The organism is Stenotrophomonas sp. YJH_SMC_119, assembly GCF_059368315.1.
In genome coordinates, this window is sequence record NZ_JCAFRP010000002.1 from 140,221 (window position 1) to 156,331 (window position 16,111).

Genomic DNA, 16,111 nt, shown 5'->3' on the forward strand with positions numbered 1-16,111 from the left:
GATCACCGCGATGTACCGCACCCTGGCCGTTGCATTGCTCTGCACGCTGTTTGCGATCCCACCCGTTTCGGCGCTTGAAACTGCCGGCGATCTTTCCAAGCAGCTCAGCACCCAGCTGCAGACCAACCGCGAACGCTACGGCATCGCCGGCCAGGCGGTACTGGTCGCCCACAACGGTCAGGTGCTGTACCAGGGCGCCAGCGGTGAACGTGATCCCGCTACCCATGCGCCCGCCACCGTCGAGACCATCTTCGCCGCGCAGTCGATGGCCAAGCTGCTGACCAGCACGCTGGTGATGCAGTTGGTCGACCAGGGCAAGGTGGATCTGGATGCACCGGCCAGCCGCTATGTGCCGGACCTGCCTGCAGCATGGCAGGCGATCCACGTGCGCGATTTCCTCAACCACAGCTCGGGTATCGGCGAGTACTACGATCGTGTCGACAACCGTTGGGTCAGCAAGGGCTACCCCGGTGTAGCCCCTGACCTTGGCGCTGCACTGAAGGTAGCCGGCGCGACACCGATGCAGTTCGCCACCGGCAGCCGCGTACAGTACACCCAGGCCAACTACCTGGTGCTGACCGCCTTGCTGGAAGCGCATTACCGCAAGCCCTACCCAGCCATCGCGCGCGAACGCATCCTGCAGCCATTGAAGATGGCCAGCACGTCATGGGCCATCGCCAGCGTGCCAGCCAAGCGCGCGGCGGTGCCTTACATCGGCAAGGACGGCCAGCTGCAGCCGGCCAATGAAGATGCCTGGCCGGATTACGGCTGGGGCCATGCCGATCTGCAGACCAGCGTGGGCGACATGAACCGTTTCCTGCAGGCGCTGGCGAGCGGAAAGCTGGTGCGCACGGCGACCCTGGAAAAGCTCTGGCAGCCGCAGAAACTGAGCGGTGGCGGTAGCAATTTCTTCTCCACCGGTTGGGACACCACCCGAAGCGACGGCTACACCCAGGTCGGCCACGATGGTGGCACCCGTGTACGTGCGCGATTGGCCTACAAGGGCACGCTGGCCAGCGGCTACTGGGTGTTCGTGTACCTGACCAACGGCAGCGCCCGCAATGTCTGGTCCAGCACGCTGGTGGAGAGCATGATGGGGGTGGCCGCGCCCGGGGAGTTTCCGCATGCGGTGTTGTCCGAGCGGTTGATCGGCTATGCGCGGGATGACAGCACCGATGCGAAACCGCAGATGCGTAGCTGGCTGCGCGACAGCAATGGCGTTCCCACAGGTGAACTGGAACGTGCGATCAACGGTGATGGCTATGCCATCCGCGAGAGTCTGGGTGCCAGCAAGGCGCTGAAAGTGTTCGCGCTCAACGCCGAGTTGTATCCGGATTCGGCCAACGCGTGGGACAGCCTGGCCGAGTGCCATGCGGCATTGGGCGATAGGGAAGCGGCTGATCGGCTGTACGCGAAGGCCAAGGCGCTGGCGAAGCCCTCGCCCTAAACCCTGCTGCAGAGCCGAGCCCATGCTCGGCTGCTCTTCGTTGCGATCTCAGGAGACCCCCGCTGCGCGCGATAGCCGAGCATGGACTCGGCTCTACATGGATGTTGCGGGCGGCCATACGCCGCCGGTGGGTGACGTGACGCCGCCGAACTGTTAACTTGCGCGCCACTTTTGTGGTTTACAGCATTCCCGCATGTCGCTCTCGTCGTACCGCCCCACCCCCTCGCTGCTGTTCCTGGCCGTTTCCCTCGGCCTCTCTTCCACCGCCGCTGCGGCCCCACAGGCCACCACGCTGGATGCCGTGCAGGTCACCGCTGCCGCCGATGCCAGTGCCCAGGCGCGCGTGGCACTGAAGCGTGTACCCGGCGCCGGCAACGTCATCGACGTGGCCAAGGCCGACAGCCGCCTTTCCAGCAGCGCCGATGTGCTGGCCTACCAGCCGGGTATCAGCGCGCAGTCGCCGGGCAACGAAGGCACCAAGATCTCGATCCGTGGCTCGGGCATCAACCGGGGCCCGGGCGCGCACGCCTCGGGCATTGCAGTGTCGATCGACGGTCTGCCACTGACCGGCCCGGGCGGCACGCCCTACGAGCTGCTGGAACCGCTGTGGCTGTCGCGCGTCGAAGTCCTGCGCGGCGCCAACGGCTTCGAGCGCGGGGCGCTGGCGCTGGGCGGTGCCATCGACTACGTCAGCCGCAGCGGTCGTGATTCGGCGGGCGTGCAGCTGCACTACGAAGCCGGCAGCCGTGGCTACCAGAAGCGCGGCATCAGCTGGGGCGGCGTCAGTGGTGATGTCGACTACTTCCTGGCCTACACCGATACCGAATTCGACGGTTACCAGCGTCATGCGCGCGGCGACGGCAAGGGTGCGATGGCGAATGTGGGATGGCAGATCACGCCCGACCTGCAGACGCGCTTCTTTGTGCGCTATCGCGAAACCAATCATGAAACGCCCGGCCGCCTGACCCGCGATCAGATCCGCAACGATCCGCGTGCCGCGAATGCGGCCAACCTGGCCATCGATGCGCGTCGCCCGCAGCCGGGCAGCACCTGGGTGGGCAACGTCACCACGCTGCAGATCGATGAGGACTCCTCGTTGCAGGCCGGGCTGGTCTATCACAAGTACCCGATGGACTTGAACGAGAGCCTGTACCGGCAGCAGCTGGACTACGCCAACCTCAACGCCACGCTGGACTACCGCAGCCGCCACCGGCTGTTCGGCCTGGACAGCGAGACCACGGTCGGCCTGCGCGTCACCCACGATCTGGACGCCGATGTGCGCGAGTCGCTGCGCTTTGCCAGCAACGGCTATGCCGCCGGTACGCGCACGCGTGACTTCCGCCACCACGGCACCGACAGCACGCTGCACGTCAGCAATACCCTCACCTTCAATGACCGCCTGCGCATGCAGACCGGGCTGGCACTGATCAACACCCGCCGCGATGTGCAGGTGACCTGGCCAAGCAGCGGCGGCCGCCTGCGCGACCACGACTGGGACTATGCGCCGCGACTGGGCTTCACCTGGCAGCACAGCGCCCAGACCCAGTGGTTCGGCAACCTCAGCCGCTCGGTGGAGGCGCCGCACCCCTGGTCGATGATCTGGGGCTCGAACCAGTACTTCGGGCCGGGCAATGGCCCGTCTACCGGCCGCCAGCGCGCGCCGGTGCCGATGCAGAATCAGACCGCCACCACGCTGGAACTGGGTGCGCGCGGTGACGCGGCGCTGGGTCGCTGGGAACTGACCGGCTACTACGCGCACGTAAACCACGAACTGCTCAGCGTCGAACTGCAACCGGTGCCGAACCTGTTCATCGCCGAGAACAACGCCAGCCCCACCGTTCACCGCGGCATCGAGGCCGGATTGGACAGCACGCTGTGGCAGGCTGCACCGGGCCGCCTGTCGCTGCGCCAGGCGTATACCTTCAGCGATTTCCGCTATCGCCACGACGCGCGTTTCGGCAGCAACCGCCTGCCCGGCCTGCCGCGCCACGCCTACCAGGCCGAGCTGCGCTTCGATCATGCATCCGGCCTGTACGCCGCGCTCAATACCGAATACGTCTCGCGCATCGCCGTGGACTACGCCAACAGCTACTGGGCCGACAGCCACGTGATCTTCGGCAGCCGCATCGGCTACGACGCACCCGGTGGCCGCTGGCAGGCCTGGGCGGAGATGCGCAACCTCGGCAACCGCCACTACGCCGCCACGGTCACGCCGGGCTACGACGACGCCGGCAAGGATGTCGCGCGCTCGACCCCGGGCGATGGGCGTGGCGTCTATGCGGGCGTGCGCTGGCGCTTTGACTGATGACCGCAGGCGGCGCCGGGTGTGATCCGGCGCCGTCGTTCCAGGATCAGCCGATACGCCAGGCCGGCAGGCGCTCGCTGCGCTTCCAGATGGAAGGTGCGAAACCAATCAACGCCAGCGCCGCCAGCCACTTCGGTGAGGTGTTGAGCAGTGTCGAGGTAAGCGAACCATCGACAGGGGCGGCCATTTCCTGCCACGGGTTGTAGCCCAGGTAGACGACGCTGCCAGCCCACCACAGCAATGCCACACCGACACCCACCAGCAACAGAGCCAGCGTGCGGCAGGTCCAGCGCTGCGAGGTGGTGCCCCACTCGCGGGACGCCGCTACCAGCAGGCCCACCACCAGCAGCGACACCAGTGCAACCAGCCCGATATCGATCTTGTGCCCGATACGCTCGTAGGTGCAGGCGCGGCATCGCGCCTCTTCCGCGGCAGTGGCGGCTTCGGCGCCATCGGCCTCCCCGGCTGCGGGCTGCGCCAGTGCTGCAAACGGCATCAGTACCGCCAGCAGCGTCACCATGATCCAACGAAACAACGTCCTGTTCCTGCGTGCAGCGACATCCATGCGCTCTTCCTCGTCAGTGGTTGTACGTCCAGGGCCGCAGTATGCGGCCGTCCCATACGCCGCCCAGACCCCGTTCCGGGGGTTCGGCCATCCAGCGTCCTTGTTCCCGATGCAGCACGACAAGCTCCCGGTAGGCGAAATCGTCGGAACACGAATCCCAGGCGACCGCAATCATAGCCCACTGCCCATCGACGCTGAAAACAGGCCGGGTCAGATAGGCGACGTGGTCGTATGTCCGAGTCGGCCCATGCACCGTTGCCCCGCACCCTTGCTCCCGCAGTGCTCGAAGCCCCGCGCCGTCCATCCGCTGCGCACCGGCCAATGCGCCCGCAGGTACTGGCGTGGGACGGCGATTGGTGGGAACCAGGTCCGCCTGCAGCTGCAATCGCAGCGCATGGATGTCCGGCGGCCACCGGTCGTCCAGCGGCAGGACCAGGTCGTCCACCTCCTGGCAGATGGAGGCACTGCTGCCCGGCCAGCAATAGGGCAAGGTCTGCTCCATCACGTAGATGTCCTCCCCCACCGGGTCGGTCAACTGCGGCTGTTCCTGCGGGCGCCATTGATCAACGCGCGTGGACGGTGTCTGCGGTGCGCTGGGCACCTCGCTCAGCGACGATGGCAGAACTGGCGTTGGCTGCGGCACTGGCGGGGGTGGAGGGGGGAATGGGGGGCTCTGCCGGATCGCCAGCGCCATCGCCTCCGCCTGCATCTGCGCTGTTCCCAGGTTGATCGGTAGCCGACCGATCTCCTGCTGCCACCTCGGGCGCAGGCTGCAGATCCCGGCCATGAGCGCCAAGGCCGACAGCGCCGCCGCCAGCGATGCAATGCGTCGCCAGGCGATCCGTTGTTGGCAGTCACGGTTTGGCTTGAACGAGGTATCTATCATCACGACTCCGGCAACGCGGGCCACAGGCCCTGTCCAAAGCTCATATGGCGGACAGGCTCCACTCGAACACGCTCCCAGCCGCCCTTCCTGCGATGCAGAAGGTAGAGGACACGCATCGCCGTTCCTCCACTGCACAGATCCGAGGCGACCGATGCCATTGCCCAGTTCCCATCCAGGCTGAACACAGGACGCTGCAGATAGACAACGCCCAGATCCGGATTGCCCGGGCCACCCGTGCATCCCTCGATACCGCGCGCGCGCCGTTGCTGAAGCTCGTCCCACGTCATCCGTTGCGCCCGCACGTGTGCAAGCTCGAACGCGAGACCGGGTACCCGTGAAGCCCGGCGGTTCGCAACCTGCAGCATCGACTCCAGATGCTGCTGCAGTTGAAAGGACGCCGCACTGTCATCATCGCGCCACTCGACGACGCTGTGACGAACCTGGCAGACCGGGGCGGGATACCCTTCACCGCAGGAAGGCGCAGTCCATTCCATCACAGCGAATGGAATGTCGGGCTCCCAGCCGCGCGGCTCGAAGTGTGCTGGCGCGACGTCTTCCAACCGCACCGCTGCGGTCGCGAACCCACTGTTACCGGCCAGCATCGGGGAGGAGACTCCTCTCATTGGAATCGGTGGAACCGGCGGCTTTCCTGGCGGTGTCGGTCGCAGGTCGATGAGCTCTGCCATCACTTCGGCCTGCATCCGTGCCGTTCCCAGATTGATCGGAGGCGGGCCGACTTCCCGCCGCCACTGCGGGCGCACGCTGACCATCAGCGCTACGACTGCAACCATCGATAGAACGACCGTTGTGGCCAGGACGCGTTTCCTTGCAATGCGCTGTCGCATGAAGATCCTGGAAAAAGTGAAGCACAGAGGAAATTGCCCGGAATTGCAGTACTACCCGGCCAGCACTACCGCCATCGGGTAGCGCAGCGGCATTGCATCGACAGCGGCCGCCCACTGCAGACCCGAGGCATGGAAAACGGTGTCGCCGGTCAACGCGACGATCATGGCCACCGCGTGCGCGGCCAGCCGCACGCACGACTTCACTGCCGCGGCTCCTGGGCAACTTCAATGCACTGATTGAAAAATGGCGCGAGTTCTTCATGCCGCCGCCAGCGGGCGCGTGGCATTGCGGCCAGGGACCTCAGAAACCTGATACTGCATGCGGACATCCTTGCCGGGCACGCGTAGGCGGTGGTGGACGGATTCTAGCGCGATGGGGCCGTGGGTCCATCACCCACAGGCCGCACTGGCGCCGGCCTTGTACCCGCGCGCCGGCGGCTGGATTATGATTTTCCACCAGAAGAGCTATGCGCCACGGCATGCACGCCTCCCAGTTCACCCGCGCCACCGCGCTCGTGATGTTCGTTCCAATGATCGGCCTCGCCGGTTGGGGTTCGTGGTTTGGTAGCCGCTGCTTCAGCGATGGCTGCCTCGGCGTCCTGGTGGCATGGCTTGCCGCCGTGGCCACCTTTGCGGTGCAGGCGTTGCTGGTGCTCCCGACGCATGCCTGGGCCCTCAAGCGGCAGGGATGCCCCGCCTCCCGCAGCTACCTGCGTTGGCTTGGCGCGTCGGCCATCGCTGCCTTCCTGCCCATCGTGCTCGGCTGGGGCTACCTGATGATCTTCCGATGACCTGCTGCGCGTCTTCCGCACACGTATAGCCGGATCAAGGAGGCGCGGCCGCCTTCAGCAACTGCGCTGCTACCCGATCAAACGGAGCGATGTCCTGCAGTGCGCGGCACATCGCCACGGCGCCTTCCACGCTGGCGATCACCAGGCTGGCCAGTCCATCCGCCGCCGCAGGTTCGTGGCCGTCGGCAATGAAGGCTGCGGCCAGATGCCCCTGCCAGCGCACGAACACCTCTGCGGCGGCCACGCGCGGTTGGCTGGTAACCGCCTCGACCGGCTCTTCGACGGCAACGGCCAGCACCGGACAACCCGCGCGGAACCCGGACCGCAGCAGGCGCTCGCGCCACATCGCCAGGAACTGCTGCAGGCCCTGCACGGCCCCGCCCTTCAACAACTCAACGAGGAGCGCCTCCACCTTGTCACCAGCCATGTGGGTGGCGCGCGCCAGCAGCTCCTGCTTGCCGCCGGGAAAGTGGTGATAGGTGGAACCCAGCGGCGCCTCGGCCAGCTTGGTCACCTCACGGATGCTGGTGGCATTGAGACCCACGCGCGCCAGCATCTGTGCCGCAGCATCAATCACGCGTTGTGGCGCATCAGAGGGGCGCGGGCTCACGGCAGGCTCCTTGCCAGGACAGTCGTCATAAATTAGCGTATCGGCGATTCTATAACAGTCGTCATAACCATGAATCTCTGGTTCCGCCTGCTCCACCTGCTGCTGTGCAGCCTGTTCCGGCCGAAGCTGGAGGCGCCGTTCGGGGTCTCGCGGCTGCAGTTCCGGGTACTGCCCAACGACCTGGACAGCAACCTGCACATGACCAACGGCCGCTACTGGAACATCTTCGATCTGGGCCGGCTGGACCTGATACTGCGGATGGGCCTGGGCCGGGTGGCGCTGCGCGAGAAGTGGGCACCGATCGTCGGCGCTGGCACCATCCAGTTCCGCCGTGAACTGAAGCCGTTCCAGCGCTTCACCCTGGAAACACGCCTGGTCGGCTGGATCGGCTCGCGCGGCATCATGGAGCAGCGCGTGCTGATCGGGCCCGAGCAGAAGATCGCCACCCGTGCGCTGCTGGTCACCGGCATCTACGACCGTCGCGCGCGCCAGTTCCTGGGCATGCCGAAGATGATGGAAGCGATCGGTGTGGTTGCCCCGCCGTCGCCGCCGCTCAGTGCAGCCGCCGAGGCGCTGCTGGCGGCCGATGCGGCGTTGAAGCAGGACGACGCCTGAGGCACCTCAGCCTACCTTCGGCATGTTCTTGGTCAAGCAATGGATGCCGCCACCGCCACCGGCGATCGCATCGATGTCCACCTGTTCGATCACACGACCGGGATACATGTCTTCCAGTAGTTCACGGCAGTAGCCATCGGCTGCGTCGTCACCGAACTGCGGCGCGACCACCGCGCCGTTGATCGGCAGGTAGTTGATGTAGCCCATCGCCAGATCATCGTTGTCGCGGGTATGCACGTTGTCGCGCCCGTCCAGCGGCGGCGGCAGCGTGTGCACCTGCAGGCGGCGACCATCGGCATCGATGGCGCCGCGCAGAATGTCCAGATGCTCGCGGGTCAGATCGTAGTCGTAGGACTCCGGATCGTTGTCCAGGTTGGCGATCACTACGCCGGGGCGCACGAAGCGCGCATAGAAATCCACATGCGCGTCGGTGATGTCTTCGCCGGCAATGCCGGGCAGCCAGATCACCTTGCGCAGGCCGAGGTGGTGCATCAGCTCGGCCTCGATATCCGCGCGCGACCAGCCGGGATTGCGATTGCGGTTCACCCAGCAGCTTTCGGTGAGGATGGCCGTGCCATGGCCATCGACTTCGATGCCGCCACCCTCGCCCACCAGATCGCTTTCCAGCAGCGTGGCACCGGTCACCTGCGCCAGCCACGGCGCCACCGCACCATCGTTCCGTGCGCTCTGCTTGCCGCCCCAGCCGTTGAAGTTGAAATCAACCAGGCCCAGCCCGCCCTTGCCATCGGTGACGAAACATCCGCCGTAGTCGCGCACCCAGATGTCATCCAGCGGCACCTCGAGGAACTCGATGTTGTCGCGGCCGCAGCGATCCTGCGCCAGCTTCCGCTGCGCCGGGCGGCACAGCACACTAACGGGCTGGTGGCGGGCGATGGTGCGGGCCAGGCGTGCCACGGCGGTGTTCACCGCATCGGCCTGCGCGCCCCACACCCGCGGTTGCGCGGCGAAGGCCAGGAAAACGCGTTCCTGCGGCCCGTGCTCGTCCGGCATGCGCCAGATACCCGCACCCGGCCCCGCTGCGGATACGCGCGTCGGCAGCCCTGTCAGGCCGAGGGCGGCCAGGCCGCCAAGGCCAGCGGCGCCCGCCAGCTGGGTGAGGAAGTGACGACGGCTGCTCATGACGGGCTCCAGGGCCGGTGTGGGATGGACCTATGCTGCGCTTGCGTATCGATAAGAACAAACGATAGATTCAGCCATCAATTGAACAGTTTTACTTATCTGAAATGCTGAGGCATTGGCCACCGCTGAACGCGTTGCGTGGTTTCGAGGCCGCCGCCCGCCTGGGTAGTTTCCACAGGGCCGCCGAGGAACTGCATCTGACCCAGTCGGCCATCAGCCAGCAGATCCGGGGCCTGGAAGCCTCGCTGCAGCAGCCGTTGTTCTTCCGGCAGGGCCGCAGCGTCACCCTCACCGACGCCGGCATCGACCTGCTGGAAACCACCCAGTCCCTGCTGCGGCAGCTGGCCAGCGGCATCCGCCGGCTCGATCAGTACCGCAAGCCGAATCAACTGATCGTCAACACCAGTCCAGCCTTTGCCCGGCATTGGCTGGTGCCGCGCCTGGCCAGCTTCCACCGCCTGCATCCCGACGCCGACCTGTGGCTGCTGACCAGCGAGGAGGCACCGGATATGACCACGCAGACGCTGGACGTGGCGGTACGCGATGACCTCGACTCACAGGCGCAGTGCCAGCATCGCGTGCTGCTGCAGGATCGCCTCTTTCCGGCCTGCCATCCGGCCCTGCTCGCCACGCCGGTGCACGAACGCCTCACCCTGCATGGCGAGCGCGAAATGGACTGGAGCCAGTGGCAGGTACAGGGGGGCGCCGATGTCGGCCAGCGCCGCGAAGGCATGAACTTCTCCGAACCCGGGCAGCTGCTGGATGCTGCCTGCCAAGGGCTGGGTATCGCCCTGGTCAGCGAGCTGCTGGCGGCACGCGCCTGCGATCAGGGGCTGCTGCAGCCGCTGGATGAGGCACGCGTGCGCGGCCCACGCTGGAGCTGGCTGGTGCATGAGGACAGCGCGGCCGATCCGCTGGTGATCAGTTTCTGTGAGTGGTTGCTGGCGAGTCTGCCCGCAGAAGCTACTTCTGCTGCAGCGCGCGCTTGACCGCCGCCTCGGCCAACGGCGCCATCACCGCATAGCCCTTCGCCGTGGGATGCACGCCATCCTCGGCCAACTGCGGATCGAGTCCTCCGGCGGCATTGGCCATCGGCGTGTAGTAGTCCAGATAGACCAGATGCTGCGCATCGGCATAGCGCTTCAATGCCGTGTTCAATGCACGCACCTTCGGCGCTGGCGCTGTTCCCGGCAGCCACGGGTAATCGCTGACCGGCAGCACCGATGCCAGCACCACGGCGATGCCATGTGCACGCGCCAGGTCCACCATCGCGTGCAGGTTGTCCTCGATCATCGCCTGCGTGGACGGGCCGGTGTTGCCGGCAATGTCGTTGGTGCCGGCCAGGATCACCACCACCTGTGGCTTCAGTGCCAGCACGTCCTGCGGGAAGCGCACCAGCATCTGCGCCGTGGTCTGGCCGCTGATGCCGCGGTTGAGCCAGCCCTTGCCGGGGAAGAATCCGGCGCTGCCTTCCGCACCCCAGCCTTCGGTGATCGAGTCGCCGAAGAACACCACGCGCGGCTGGCCCGGCACGGCCGCAGGCAGTCGCGCGTTGGCATCACGATAACGCTGCAACTCCGGAAAATCGGCCAGGCGCTGCTGCATGAAACGAACCTCGTCGGGGCGCAACTGGTCGATGGGCGTCTGCAGCATCGGATTGACTGCGACGGCTTCGGCGGCACCCAGCGGAGAAGCCAACGCGAGGCCCAACGTCACGACGGTTGCAGCGGCAAGCTCAACAGGTCCACGCATGCGGGTACTCCTGAAATCATCCTGCGCAGTCTAACGCCCTGCCCTGTGCTCAGCGTGCAGCCGTACGCGCCGCTACACCCGTGACTTTCGCCGGCATCCACATGCCCGGCGTCCAGCCGCTGGCGGCCAGGATCGTTTTCGGGTTGTCCTGCTGGATCAGCGCACGCACCGCATCACGCTTGTCCTTGGCCTGCAGGTAATAGGCCTTGGCGATGCGGTAACCCACCCAGTACCCCAGGTCGTAGGGTTCCTGCGAGCCAGGCTTGTAGTTGTACAGCCACGGCGACAGATCGGTGCTGTCCAGATCCAGCGCGAACGCGCTTTCGATATGCACTTCCCGGCCACGGGTCCAGGCCGCGTGACGCCCATTGCCGACGTTGCCGGAAATCAGCTCGGCGATGAACTCGGCGATGCCCTCGCCCAGCGAAACACGCAGCACCGTGGCACGCGGGTCACCCGGCTCGAAGTCGATCAGGCCGGTCTGCTGGATGTGCACGTATTCGTGTGCGATCACATGCACGAAGCGATCCTGCACATTGGCATTCATGAAGTCGGCCGCGCACAGCGCTTCCAGGCCAATGATCACGCCGCTTTTCGAGGTCAGCCCGACCGGCCGGCCGCGGCCCACCGCGATGGTCACCGGCGGGAACCGGGTCTGCGGGTAGATCGCCTGCAGGTTGGAAAACACCTGCGTCAGGCGTTGCTTCACCGCGGGCAGTTCGGCCAGGCAGTTTCGTCCCTGTGCATACAGCTCGGGCTGGCTGGCGATGGACTCGGCAATGCGTTCGGGAGTGACCCGGCGCGCCTTGGCCAGTTCGGCCAGGCCGGCCGAACCCTCGGCCAGGTATCCACGCAGCTGCGCAACGCTGGGCTTGCCGCCAGCGCTGTCATAAAGTGCATAGAAACGGCTGACATCCTCGGTGAGGATCTGCGGCCCTGCCGGTACCGCTGCGGTGGCCACGCCTACCGCCCCGGCACAGGCCAGGGCCAACAGGCCGCGCAGGATCATGAACATCGCTCCGTCCTTGGTGGAGTGCATGCGAAGCGCGCAATCTATCACTCCGCCCGGCCCACTGCAGCAGGCGGATGCGGGCGCACCGGCGCTGTGCCAGACTCGCTTCGGCACCTGCCATGGAAGATGGAGCACCGCACGATGATGATCGTTCCCGCGTACTGGGCCGAAGCCCGCCTGCAGGCCCGTTTCCGTGGCCGGCCGGTGGTCGTGCGCCGCTTCGGCTGGTCCGACGAAGGCCCTGCCGAGGCGCAGGTGCACGCCGATCGCCGCGCCAACGAAGCCCTCAATGCCATCCTCGCCGGGCAGGCGCTTCCGCGACGCGAAGTGCGCAGCAACTACGGCGTGGAGGGCGTGCCGATCCGCGAGCAGATCGTGCAGCGCGACGGCGACGTCATCATTACACGCAACAGCTACGGTGCGCTGTGCCTGAACACCCCGGACGTGCTGTTCGCCGACATCGATCATGCGCAGCCACCTGCCGGTTGCGTGATGCCTGCAATCATCGCCGCAGTGCTGCTGTTCGCTGGCGCCGTCATCGGCACTCTGATCTGGCACTGGCTGGTGGGACTGGTGCTGGGGGTGGCAGCGGTGCTGCTGGTCAACACGGCGATGCTGATGCAGCGCAAGCGGCGCCTGGCCGCGGCCGGTGGCGCCGAAGGCGTAGCCCTGCAGCGGGTCGCGGCCTTCAGCGAACAGCATCCGGACTGGCATCTGCGTACGTACCGCACGCCGGCTGGATTGCGCGTGCTGGCCATGCACGCCACGTTCCTGCCCGAAGACGAGCAGCTTCAGGCGTTCTTCAGAACGCTGGGCGCCGACACCCTGTACGCGCGCATGTGCCGGCTGCAGCACTGCTTCCGTGCGCGCCTGACACCAAAGCCGTGGCGCGTTGGCCTGAGGTACCGCATCCGTCCGCCGGTGGCCGCGTGGTCAGCCGAGCAGGCCAACAACCCGGATCGCCTGGCCTGGATTGCCGAGTACGAAAAGAAGAGTGCCGGCTTCGCCGCGTGCGCCTACCTGCGCAGTTTCGGTGATACCACGCGCATCCATGCCAAGGCCGAGCACGTGCGCGAACTGCACGACCGGTTGGCGCATGCGCAGGACCGCCTGCCGTTGGCGTGAGCTCGGGTGCTCAATCAGCGCTCTGCACGAACGGCTGCCCTGCCAGGGTAGTGCCCAGCCGCACCGCAATCTGCTGTTCACCCTTCTCGAAGGTCGTCGCGCACTGCTTCCCGCCCTTCTGGCACCCCACTTCCGGAAAGCCCTCCAGCGATTCCGGCGCGCCCTGCGCCGGCTTCACCTGCCATCCCGCAGCATCCAGCAGGCGCTTGGCCTTGGCGTAGGGCATGCCGGCGATGATCCCCAGCTGCGCCAGCTCGGTGGGCAGCGACTGGGCATGGGCGTTTGAAACCAGGACCAACGACAACGTTGCAGCAAGAACGATGGCTTTCATTGCACCGACCCGGGACGAACTCACAGGGCCAGCCTAGCCCATCTGCGTGGCACGCGAATGTGCCGGTAACACGTCGTTACCGAGTCTCCACAGTTGATTGCAGAGCACGTGCGGCTGGTTACAGCCGAGCGTGGGCTCGGCGCTACAGCAGGATGCAGGAAGGCCACCCGGAGGTGGCCTTCCTGTTCCTTCACTTGGCGTTCTTCACGTAGGTGTCGAACCAGTTCAGCATTTCCGACACCAGCTGCTCGTTCGACTCCAGCGCGGTGTACCAGTGCGGTTCGTTCGGCAGCATCACCAGGCGGGTGGTGCCGCCGTTGCCACGAATGGCCTGGTACAGCTTGCGCGACTGGAACGGCTCGGTGCCCGGGTTGGCGTCGTCCTCGCCGTGGACCAGCAGCAGCGGCAGCTTGATCTTGTCGGCATAGAAGAACGGCGAGGCCTTCAGGTACACGTCCTGCGCCTGCCAGACCGAGCGGCGTTCGTTCTGGAAGCCGAACGGGGTGAAGGTCTTGTTGTACGAACCACTGGTCGCCACGCCGGCCTTGAACAGCTTGGTGTGCGCGATCAGGTTGGCGGTCATCAGGCCACCGTGGCTGTGACCGGTCACGCCGATGCGGTTGCGGTCGACCACGCCCATGTCCACGGCCTTGTCCACCGCCGCCTTGGCGTCGGCTTCCAGCTGCTCCAGATAAGTGTCGTACGCGTTCTTCGGGTCCCCGACGATCGGGAACGAGGCGTTGTCGATGATCGCGTAGCCGGCCAGCAGCATCAGGCGGTACGGCTGCAGACGGGTGAAGGTCTGCTGCGAACCGGACACCTGGCCGGCCTGCGCGGCATTGGCGAAGTCGGCCGGGTACGCATACAGGATCGCCGGCACGCGCTGGCCTTCCTTGTAGCCCGGCGGCGTGTACAGGGTGAACGACAGGTCCACGCCGTCGGCACGCTTGTAGGTCACCAGCTGCTTCTTGATCTGGCGCACCTCCGGGGTCGGGTCGACCAGCTTGGTCAGCGCGGTCGCGGTGGACGCGAACTGCGCCTCGCCGGTCTTCGCATCAGCCACTGCCTCACCCTGCTGGCGGATGAAGGCGTTCGGAGGATCGATCACCGACTGGTGCCAGGTCAGGTAGCGCCCCGGCGTGCTGCTGAAACCGAGGAACTGTTCGTAGGCGTCGGCACTGCTGCGGAACAGGCGCTCGCTCTTCAGGGTGCCCAGGTCCAGGCGGTCCAGGAACGGACGGTCGCCCTGCGGCGACGCGCCACGGCCGCTGAGGAACACATGGTTGCCCTCACGGCGCACCACCTGCGCGCCATTCGGCAAGCGGGTAAAGACCAGGTTGCCGGGGTTGCCATACAGCTCGTCGCTGGACATGTCCCACAGCAGGCGGCCTTCCTTCTTCGGCTGGTCCACATCGACGATGCGGGTCTGCATCCAGTGGCGGTTCTCGTCGTTCTCGTACTGGAACGCCACGGCCGGATCGGCGGTCCACGCGAAGCCCTCAAATCGCTGCGCGGTACGGGTGATTTCGGTCGGCTTGCCGTTGAACGGGGCCTTCAGCATCAGCACGCGGTCGCGGTGCGGCACGTTGACCTTCCAGTCGCCCTTGTCCAGTGCCTCGGCATAGACCAGGGTGGCCGGATCGGTGGCACGCCAGTCGAAGCCACGCGGGCCTTCCGGCACGCCATGCACCGGTACGCGGTCGGCCAGCGGCAGGCTGGCAATCGGCGTGGATTTGCCGCTGGCGATGTCCAGCACGGCCACGTCGTTGGCGAAGCGCTGGTAGGTCACCGCATGCGAGTACGGCGCCTTGATCGATTCGGTCAGCACGTGCACGCCATCGGGTGCGGCGCTGACTTCGTTGAACAGCGCCGGCTGCCCGACCGGACGCACGCTGTTGGCGGCGGTATCGACCACGGCCAGCTGCGAGGCACCGTAATAAGCGAACAGCTTCTCGTCATGCACGCTGGTCAGCGTGTCGCGGGCTTCGTAGGTGCTGCTCTCGCCACTGCTGCCCAGCGACTCCTGTGCATCCGGGCCGGTCGGTACGCCGCCGTTGGAAGGTGCCGGGCCCTGGTTGGCCGGTACGAGTTTCACCAGCAGGTTCTGGCTGCCGCCCAGCCACTGCACGGTGTAGCCGAAGATCGGGTTCAGCTGCACATTCGGCACCTGCTTCACCTGCCCGGTGGCCGCATCGCCCACCCACAGCTGCACGCTGGTATCAACCGCATTCTGGAAGGCGAAATGGCTGCCATCGGCCGACCACAGCGCGCCGGTGGCGCAGCCCTGCGGCAGGTTGACCTTGGTTTCCTTGCCGCTGCCGATGTCGACCAGGGTGAAGTCGGCCACGCAGGCCGGAATGCCGTAGCCACCGGGCGTGTCATGGCGGCTGCGGTTCTTCGGCTCCAGGCGCACGCCGGCCAGCTTCAGGTACGGCTGGGCGACGCGGCTGATCGACGGGTAGGTCTGCGCGGTGGTCAGCAGCAGGCGCTGGCCGCCCGGGGCCACGTTCGGCGCCGGCGGCGGCGGTGCCTTCAACACCTTGAGCAGGTGTTCCGGCGGCTTCGCGTAATCGGCAAGCGCCGGGCCAGCGGCCAGCAGGCCGACGGTGGCAACGGCAACCGCCGCTGCCAGAGAGGTTCGACGGATGAGCATCCTTATCCCCTGAGGTGTGAATGGGCGCCCGGAA

16 protein-coding genes are annotated in these 16,111 nt (G+C 66.3%); 6 read left to right on the top strand and 10 right to left on the bottom strand.

Annotation, left to right across the window (positions count from 1 at the left end; translation table 11 throughout):
• Positions 1–10 precede the first annotated feature (10 nt).
• Both AC5P6S_RS04965 and AC5P6S_RS04970 read left to right on the top strand, forming a co-directional pair.
• Positions 11–1,447, top strand: a complete 1,437-nt coding sequence (locus AC5P6S_RS04965; RefSeq protein WP_049459705.1) for a serine hydrolase domain-containing protein — start codon at positions 11–13, stop codon at positions 1,445–1,447.
• Positions 1,448–1,640: 193 nt separating this feature from the next.
• Positions 1,641–3,752: a TonB-dependent receptor family protein gene (locus tag AC5P6S_RS04970; RefSeq protein ID WP_241876015.1), complete on the top strand. Its 2,112-nt coding sequence runs from the start codon at positions 1,641–1,643 to the stop codon at positions 3,750–3,752.
• 46 nt (positions 3,753–3,798) lie between these two features.
• Here AC5P6S_RS04970 and AC5P6S_RS04975 read toward each other — a convergent pair whose 3' ends face one another.
• From AC5P6S_RS04975 to AC5P6S_RS04990, 4 genes are read right to left on the bottom strand one after another with little or no spacing between them, the layout of a single operon-like run.
• Positions 3,799–4,317, bottom strand: a complete 519-nt coding sequence (locus AC5P6S_RS04975; RefSeq protein ID WP_329762080.1) for a hypothetical protein — start codon at positions 4,315–4,317, stop codon at positions 3,799–3,801.
• A gap of 13 nt (positions 4,318–4,330) precedes the next feature.
• Positions 4,331–5,203, bottom strand: coding sequence for a hypothetical protein (locus tag AC5P6S_RS04980; RefSeq protein ID WP_329762081.1), 873 nt, complete (start codon positions 5,201–5,203; stop codon positions 4,331–4,333).
• Positions 5,203–6,048 carry a hypothetical protein gene (locus AC5P6S_RS04985; RefSeq protein ID WP_024957211.1) on the bottom strand — a complete coding sequence of 282 codons (846 nt, stop codon included), beginning with the start codon at positions 6,046–6,048 and terminating at the stop codon, positions 5,203–5,205. The genes AC5P6S_RS04980 and AC5P6S_RS04985 overlap by 1 nt, the downstream gene beginning before the upstream one ends.
• Before the next feature lie 51 nt (positions 6,049–6,099).
• On the bottom strand, positions 6,100–6,252 hold the full coding sequence (locus AC5P6S_RS04990; protein ID WP_158230227.1) for a hypothetical protein: 153 nt from the start codon (positions 6,250–6,252) through the stop codon (positions 6,100–6,102).
• A 275-nt stretch (positions 6,253–6,527) separates the two neighbouring features.
• On the opposite strand from AC5P6S_RS04990, the gene AC5P6S_RS04995 reads away from it, so the two are divergent.
• The gene (locus AC5P6S_RS04995; RefSeq protein WP_225792049.1) at positions 6,528–6,839 is read left to right on the top strand and encodes a hypothetical protein; all 312 of its coding nucleotides are present in this window, start codon (positions 6,528–6,530) and stop codon (positions 6,837–6,839) included.
• A 34-nt stretch (positions 6,840–6,873) separates the two neighbouring features.
• Here AC5P6S_RS04995 and AC5P6S_RS05000 read toward each other — a convergent pair whose 3' ends face one another.
• Positions 6,874–7,449 (bottom strand): TetR/AcrR family transcriptional regulator, encoded by a 576-nt coding sequence (locus tag AC5P6S_RS05000; protein ID WP_024957212.1) that lies wholly within the window; start codon positions 7,447–7,449, stop codon positions 6,874–6,876.
• Between the two features lie 69 nt (positions 7,450–7,518).
• On the opposite strand from AC5P6S_RS05000, the gene AC5P6S_RS05005 reads away from it, so the two are divergent.
• Positions 7,519–8,064 (top strand): thioesterase family protein, encoded by a 546-nt coding sequence (locus AC5P6S_RS05005; protein ID WP_005410204.1) that lies wholly within the window; start codon positions 7,519–7,521, stop codon positions 8,062–8,064.
• Between the two features lie 6 nt (positions 8,065–8,070).
• Here the strand turns inward: AC5P6S_RS05005 and AC5P6S_RS05010 are convergent, their stop codons facing one another.
• The gene (locus AC5P6S_RS05010) at positions 8,071–9,204 is read right to left on the bottom strand and encodes an agmatine deiminase family protein (protein WP_099527306.1); all 1,134 of its coding nucleotides are present in this window, start codon (positions 9,202–9,204) and stop codon (positions 8,071–8,073) included.
• 104 nt (positions 9,205–9,308) lie between these two features.
• Here AC5P6S_RS05010 and AC5P6S_RS05015 point away from each other — a divergent pair, with 104 nt between their 5' ends.
• Positions 9,309–10,193 carry a LysR family transcriptional regulator gene (locus AC5P6S_RS05015; RefSeq protein WP_033835282.1) on the top strand — a complete coding sequence of 295 codons (885 nt, stop codon included), beginning with the start codon at positions 9,309–9,311 and terminating at the stop codon, positions 10,191–10,193.
• Here AC5P6S_RS05015 and AC5P6S_RS05020 read toward each other — a convergent pair.
• Together AC5P6S_RS05020 and AC5P6S_RS05025 are read right to left on the bottom strand one after the other, a co-directional pair.
• Positions 10,168–10,956 (bottom strand): SGNH/GDSL hydrolase family protein, encoded by a 789-nt coding sequence (locus AC5P6S_RS05020; protein ID WP_099473759.1) that lies wholly within the window; start codon positions 10,954–10,956, stop codon positions 10,168–10,170. The two genes, AC5P6S_RS05015 and AC5P6S_RS05020, sit on opposite strands and share 26 nt — an antisense overlap.
• Before the next feature lie 49 nt (positions 10,957–11,005).
• On the bottom strand, positions 11,006–11,971 hold the full coding sequence (locus tag AC5P6S_RS05025; RefSeq protein ID WP_032966912.1) for a DUF2268 domain-containing putative Zn-dependent protease: 966 nt from the start codon (positions 11,969–11,971) through the stop codon (positions 11,006–11,008).
• Positions 11,972–12,109: 138 nt separating this feature from the next.
• On the opposite strand from AC5P6S_RS05025, the gene AC5P6S_RS05030 reads away from it, so the two are divergent.
• The gene (locus AC5P6S_RS05030; protein ID WP_043034683.1) at positions 12,110–13,093 is read left to right on the top strand and encodes a hypothetical protein; all 984 of its coding nucleotides are present in this window, start codon (positions 12,110–12,112) and stop codon (positions 13,091–13,093) included.
• 10 nt (positions 13,094–13,103) lie between these two features.
• Here AC5P6S_RS05030 and AC5P6S_RS05035 read toward each other — a convergent pair whose 3' ends face one another.
• A complete protein-coding gene (locus tag AC5P6S_RS05035) occupies positions 13,104–13,424 on the bottom strand; it encodes a hypothetical protein (RefSeq protein WP_005410210.1) in 321 nt (106 codons plus the stop codon).
• Positions 13,425–13,614: 190 nt separating this feature from the next.
• A complete protein-coding gene (locus AC5P6S_RS05040) occupies positions 13,615–16,077 on the bottom strand; it encodes a S9 family peptidase (RefSeq protein WP_012480743.1) in 2,463 nt (820 codons plus the stop codon).
• Positions 16,078–16,111: the final 34 nt, after the last annotated feature.

Excerpts from the sequence above, each read along its gene's own strand:
- AC5P6S_RS04965 (WP_049459705.1), top strand. The coding sequence starts at position 11 with ATGTACCGCACCCTGGCCGTTGCATTGCTCTGCACGCTGTTTGCGATC.
- AC5P6S_RS04970 (WP_241876015.1), top strand. The coding sequence starts at position 1,641 with ATGTCGCTCTCGTCGTACCGCCCCACCCCCTCGCTGCTGTTCCTGGCC.
- AC5P6S_RS04975 (WP_329762080.1), bottom strand. The coding sequence starts at position 4,317 with ATGGATGTCGCTGCACGCAGGAACAGGACGTTGTTTCGTTGGATCATG.
- AC5P6S_RS04980 (WP_329762081.1), bottom strand. The coding sequence starts at position 5,203 with ATGATAGATACCTCGTTCAAGCCAAACCGTGACTGCCAACAACGGATC.
- AC5P6S_RS04985 (WP_024957211.1), bottom strand. The coding sequence starts at position 6,048 with ATGCGACAGCGCATTGCAAGGAAACGCGTCCTGGCCACAACGGTCGTT.
- AC5P6S_RS04995 (WP_225792049.1), top strand. The coding sequence starts at position 6,528 with ATGCACGCCTCCCAGTTCACCCGCGCCACCGCGCTCGTGATGTTCGTT.
- AC5P6S_RS05005 (WP_005410204.1), top strand. The coding sequence starts at position 7,519 with ATGAATCTCTGGTTCCGCCTGCTCCACCTGCTGCTGTGCAGCCTGTTC.
- AC5P6S_RS05010 (WP_099527306.1), bottom strand. The coding sequence starts at position 9,204 with ATGAGCAGCCGTCGTCACTTCCTCACCCAGCTGGCGGGCGCCGCTGGC.
- AC5P6S_RS05015 (WP_033835282.1), top strand. The coding sequence starts at position 9,309 with ATGCTGAGGCATTGGCCACCGCTGAACGCGTTGCGTGGTTTCGAGGCC.
- AC5P6S_RS05020 (WP_099473759.1), bottom strand. The coding sequence starts at position 10,956 with ATGCGTGGACCTGTTGAGCTTGCCGCTGCAACCGTCGTGACGTTGGGC.
- AC5P6S_RS05025 (WP_032966912.1), bottom strand. The coding sequence starts at position 11,971 with ATGTTCATGATCCTGCGCGGCCTGTTGGCCCTGGCCTGTGCCGGGGCG.
- AC5P6S_RS05030 (WP_043034683.1), top strand. The coding sequence starts at position 12,110 with ATGATGATCGTTCCCGCGTACTGGGCCGAAGCCCGCCTGCAGGCCCGT.
- AC5P6S_RS05035 (WP_005410210.1), bottom strand. The coding sequence starts at position 13,424 with ATGAAAGCCATCGTTCTTGCTGCAACGTTGTCGTTGGTCCTGGTTTCA.
- AC5P6S_RS05040 (WP_012480743.1), bottom strand. The coding sequence starts at position 16,077 with ATGCTCATCCGTCGAACCTCTCTGGCAGCGGCGGTTGCCGTTGCCACC.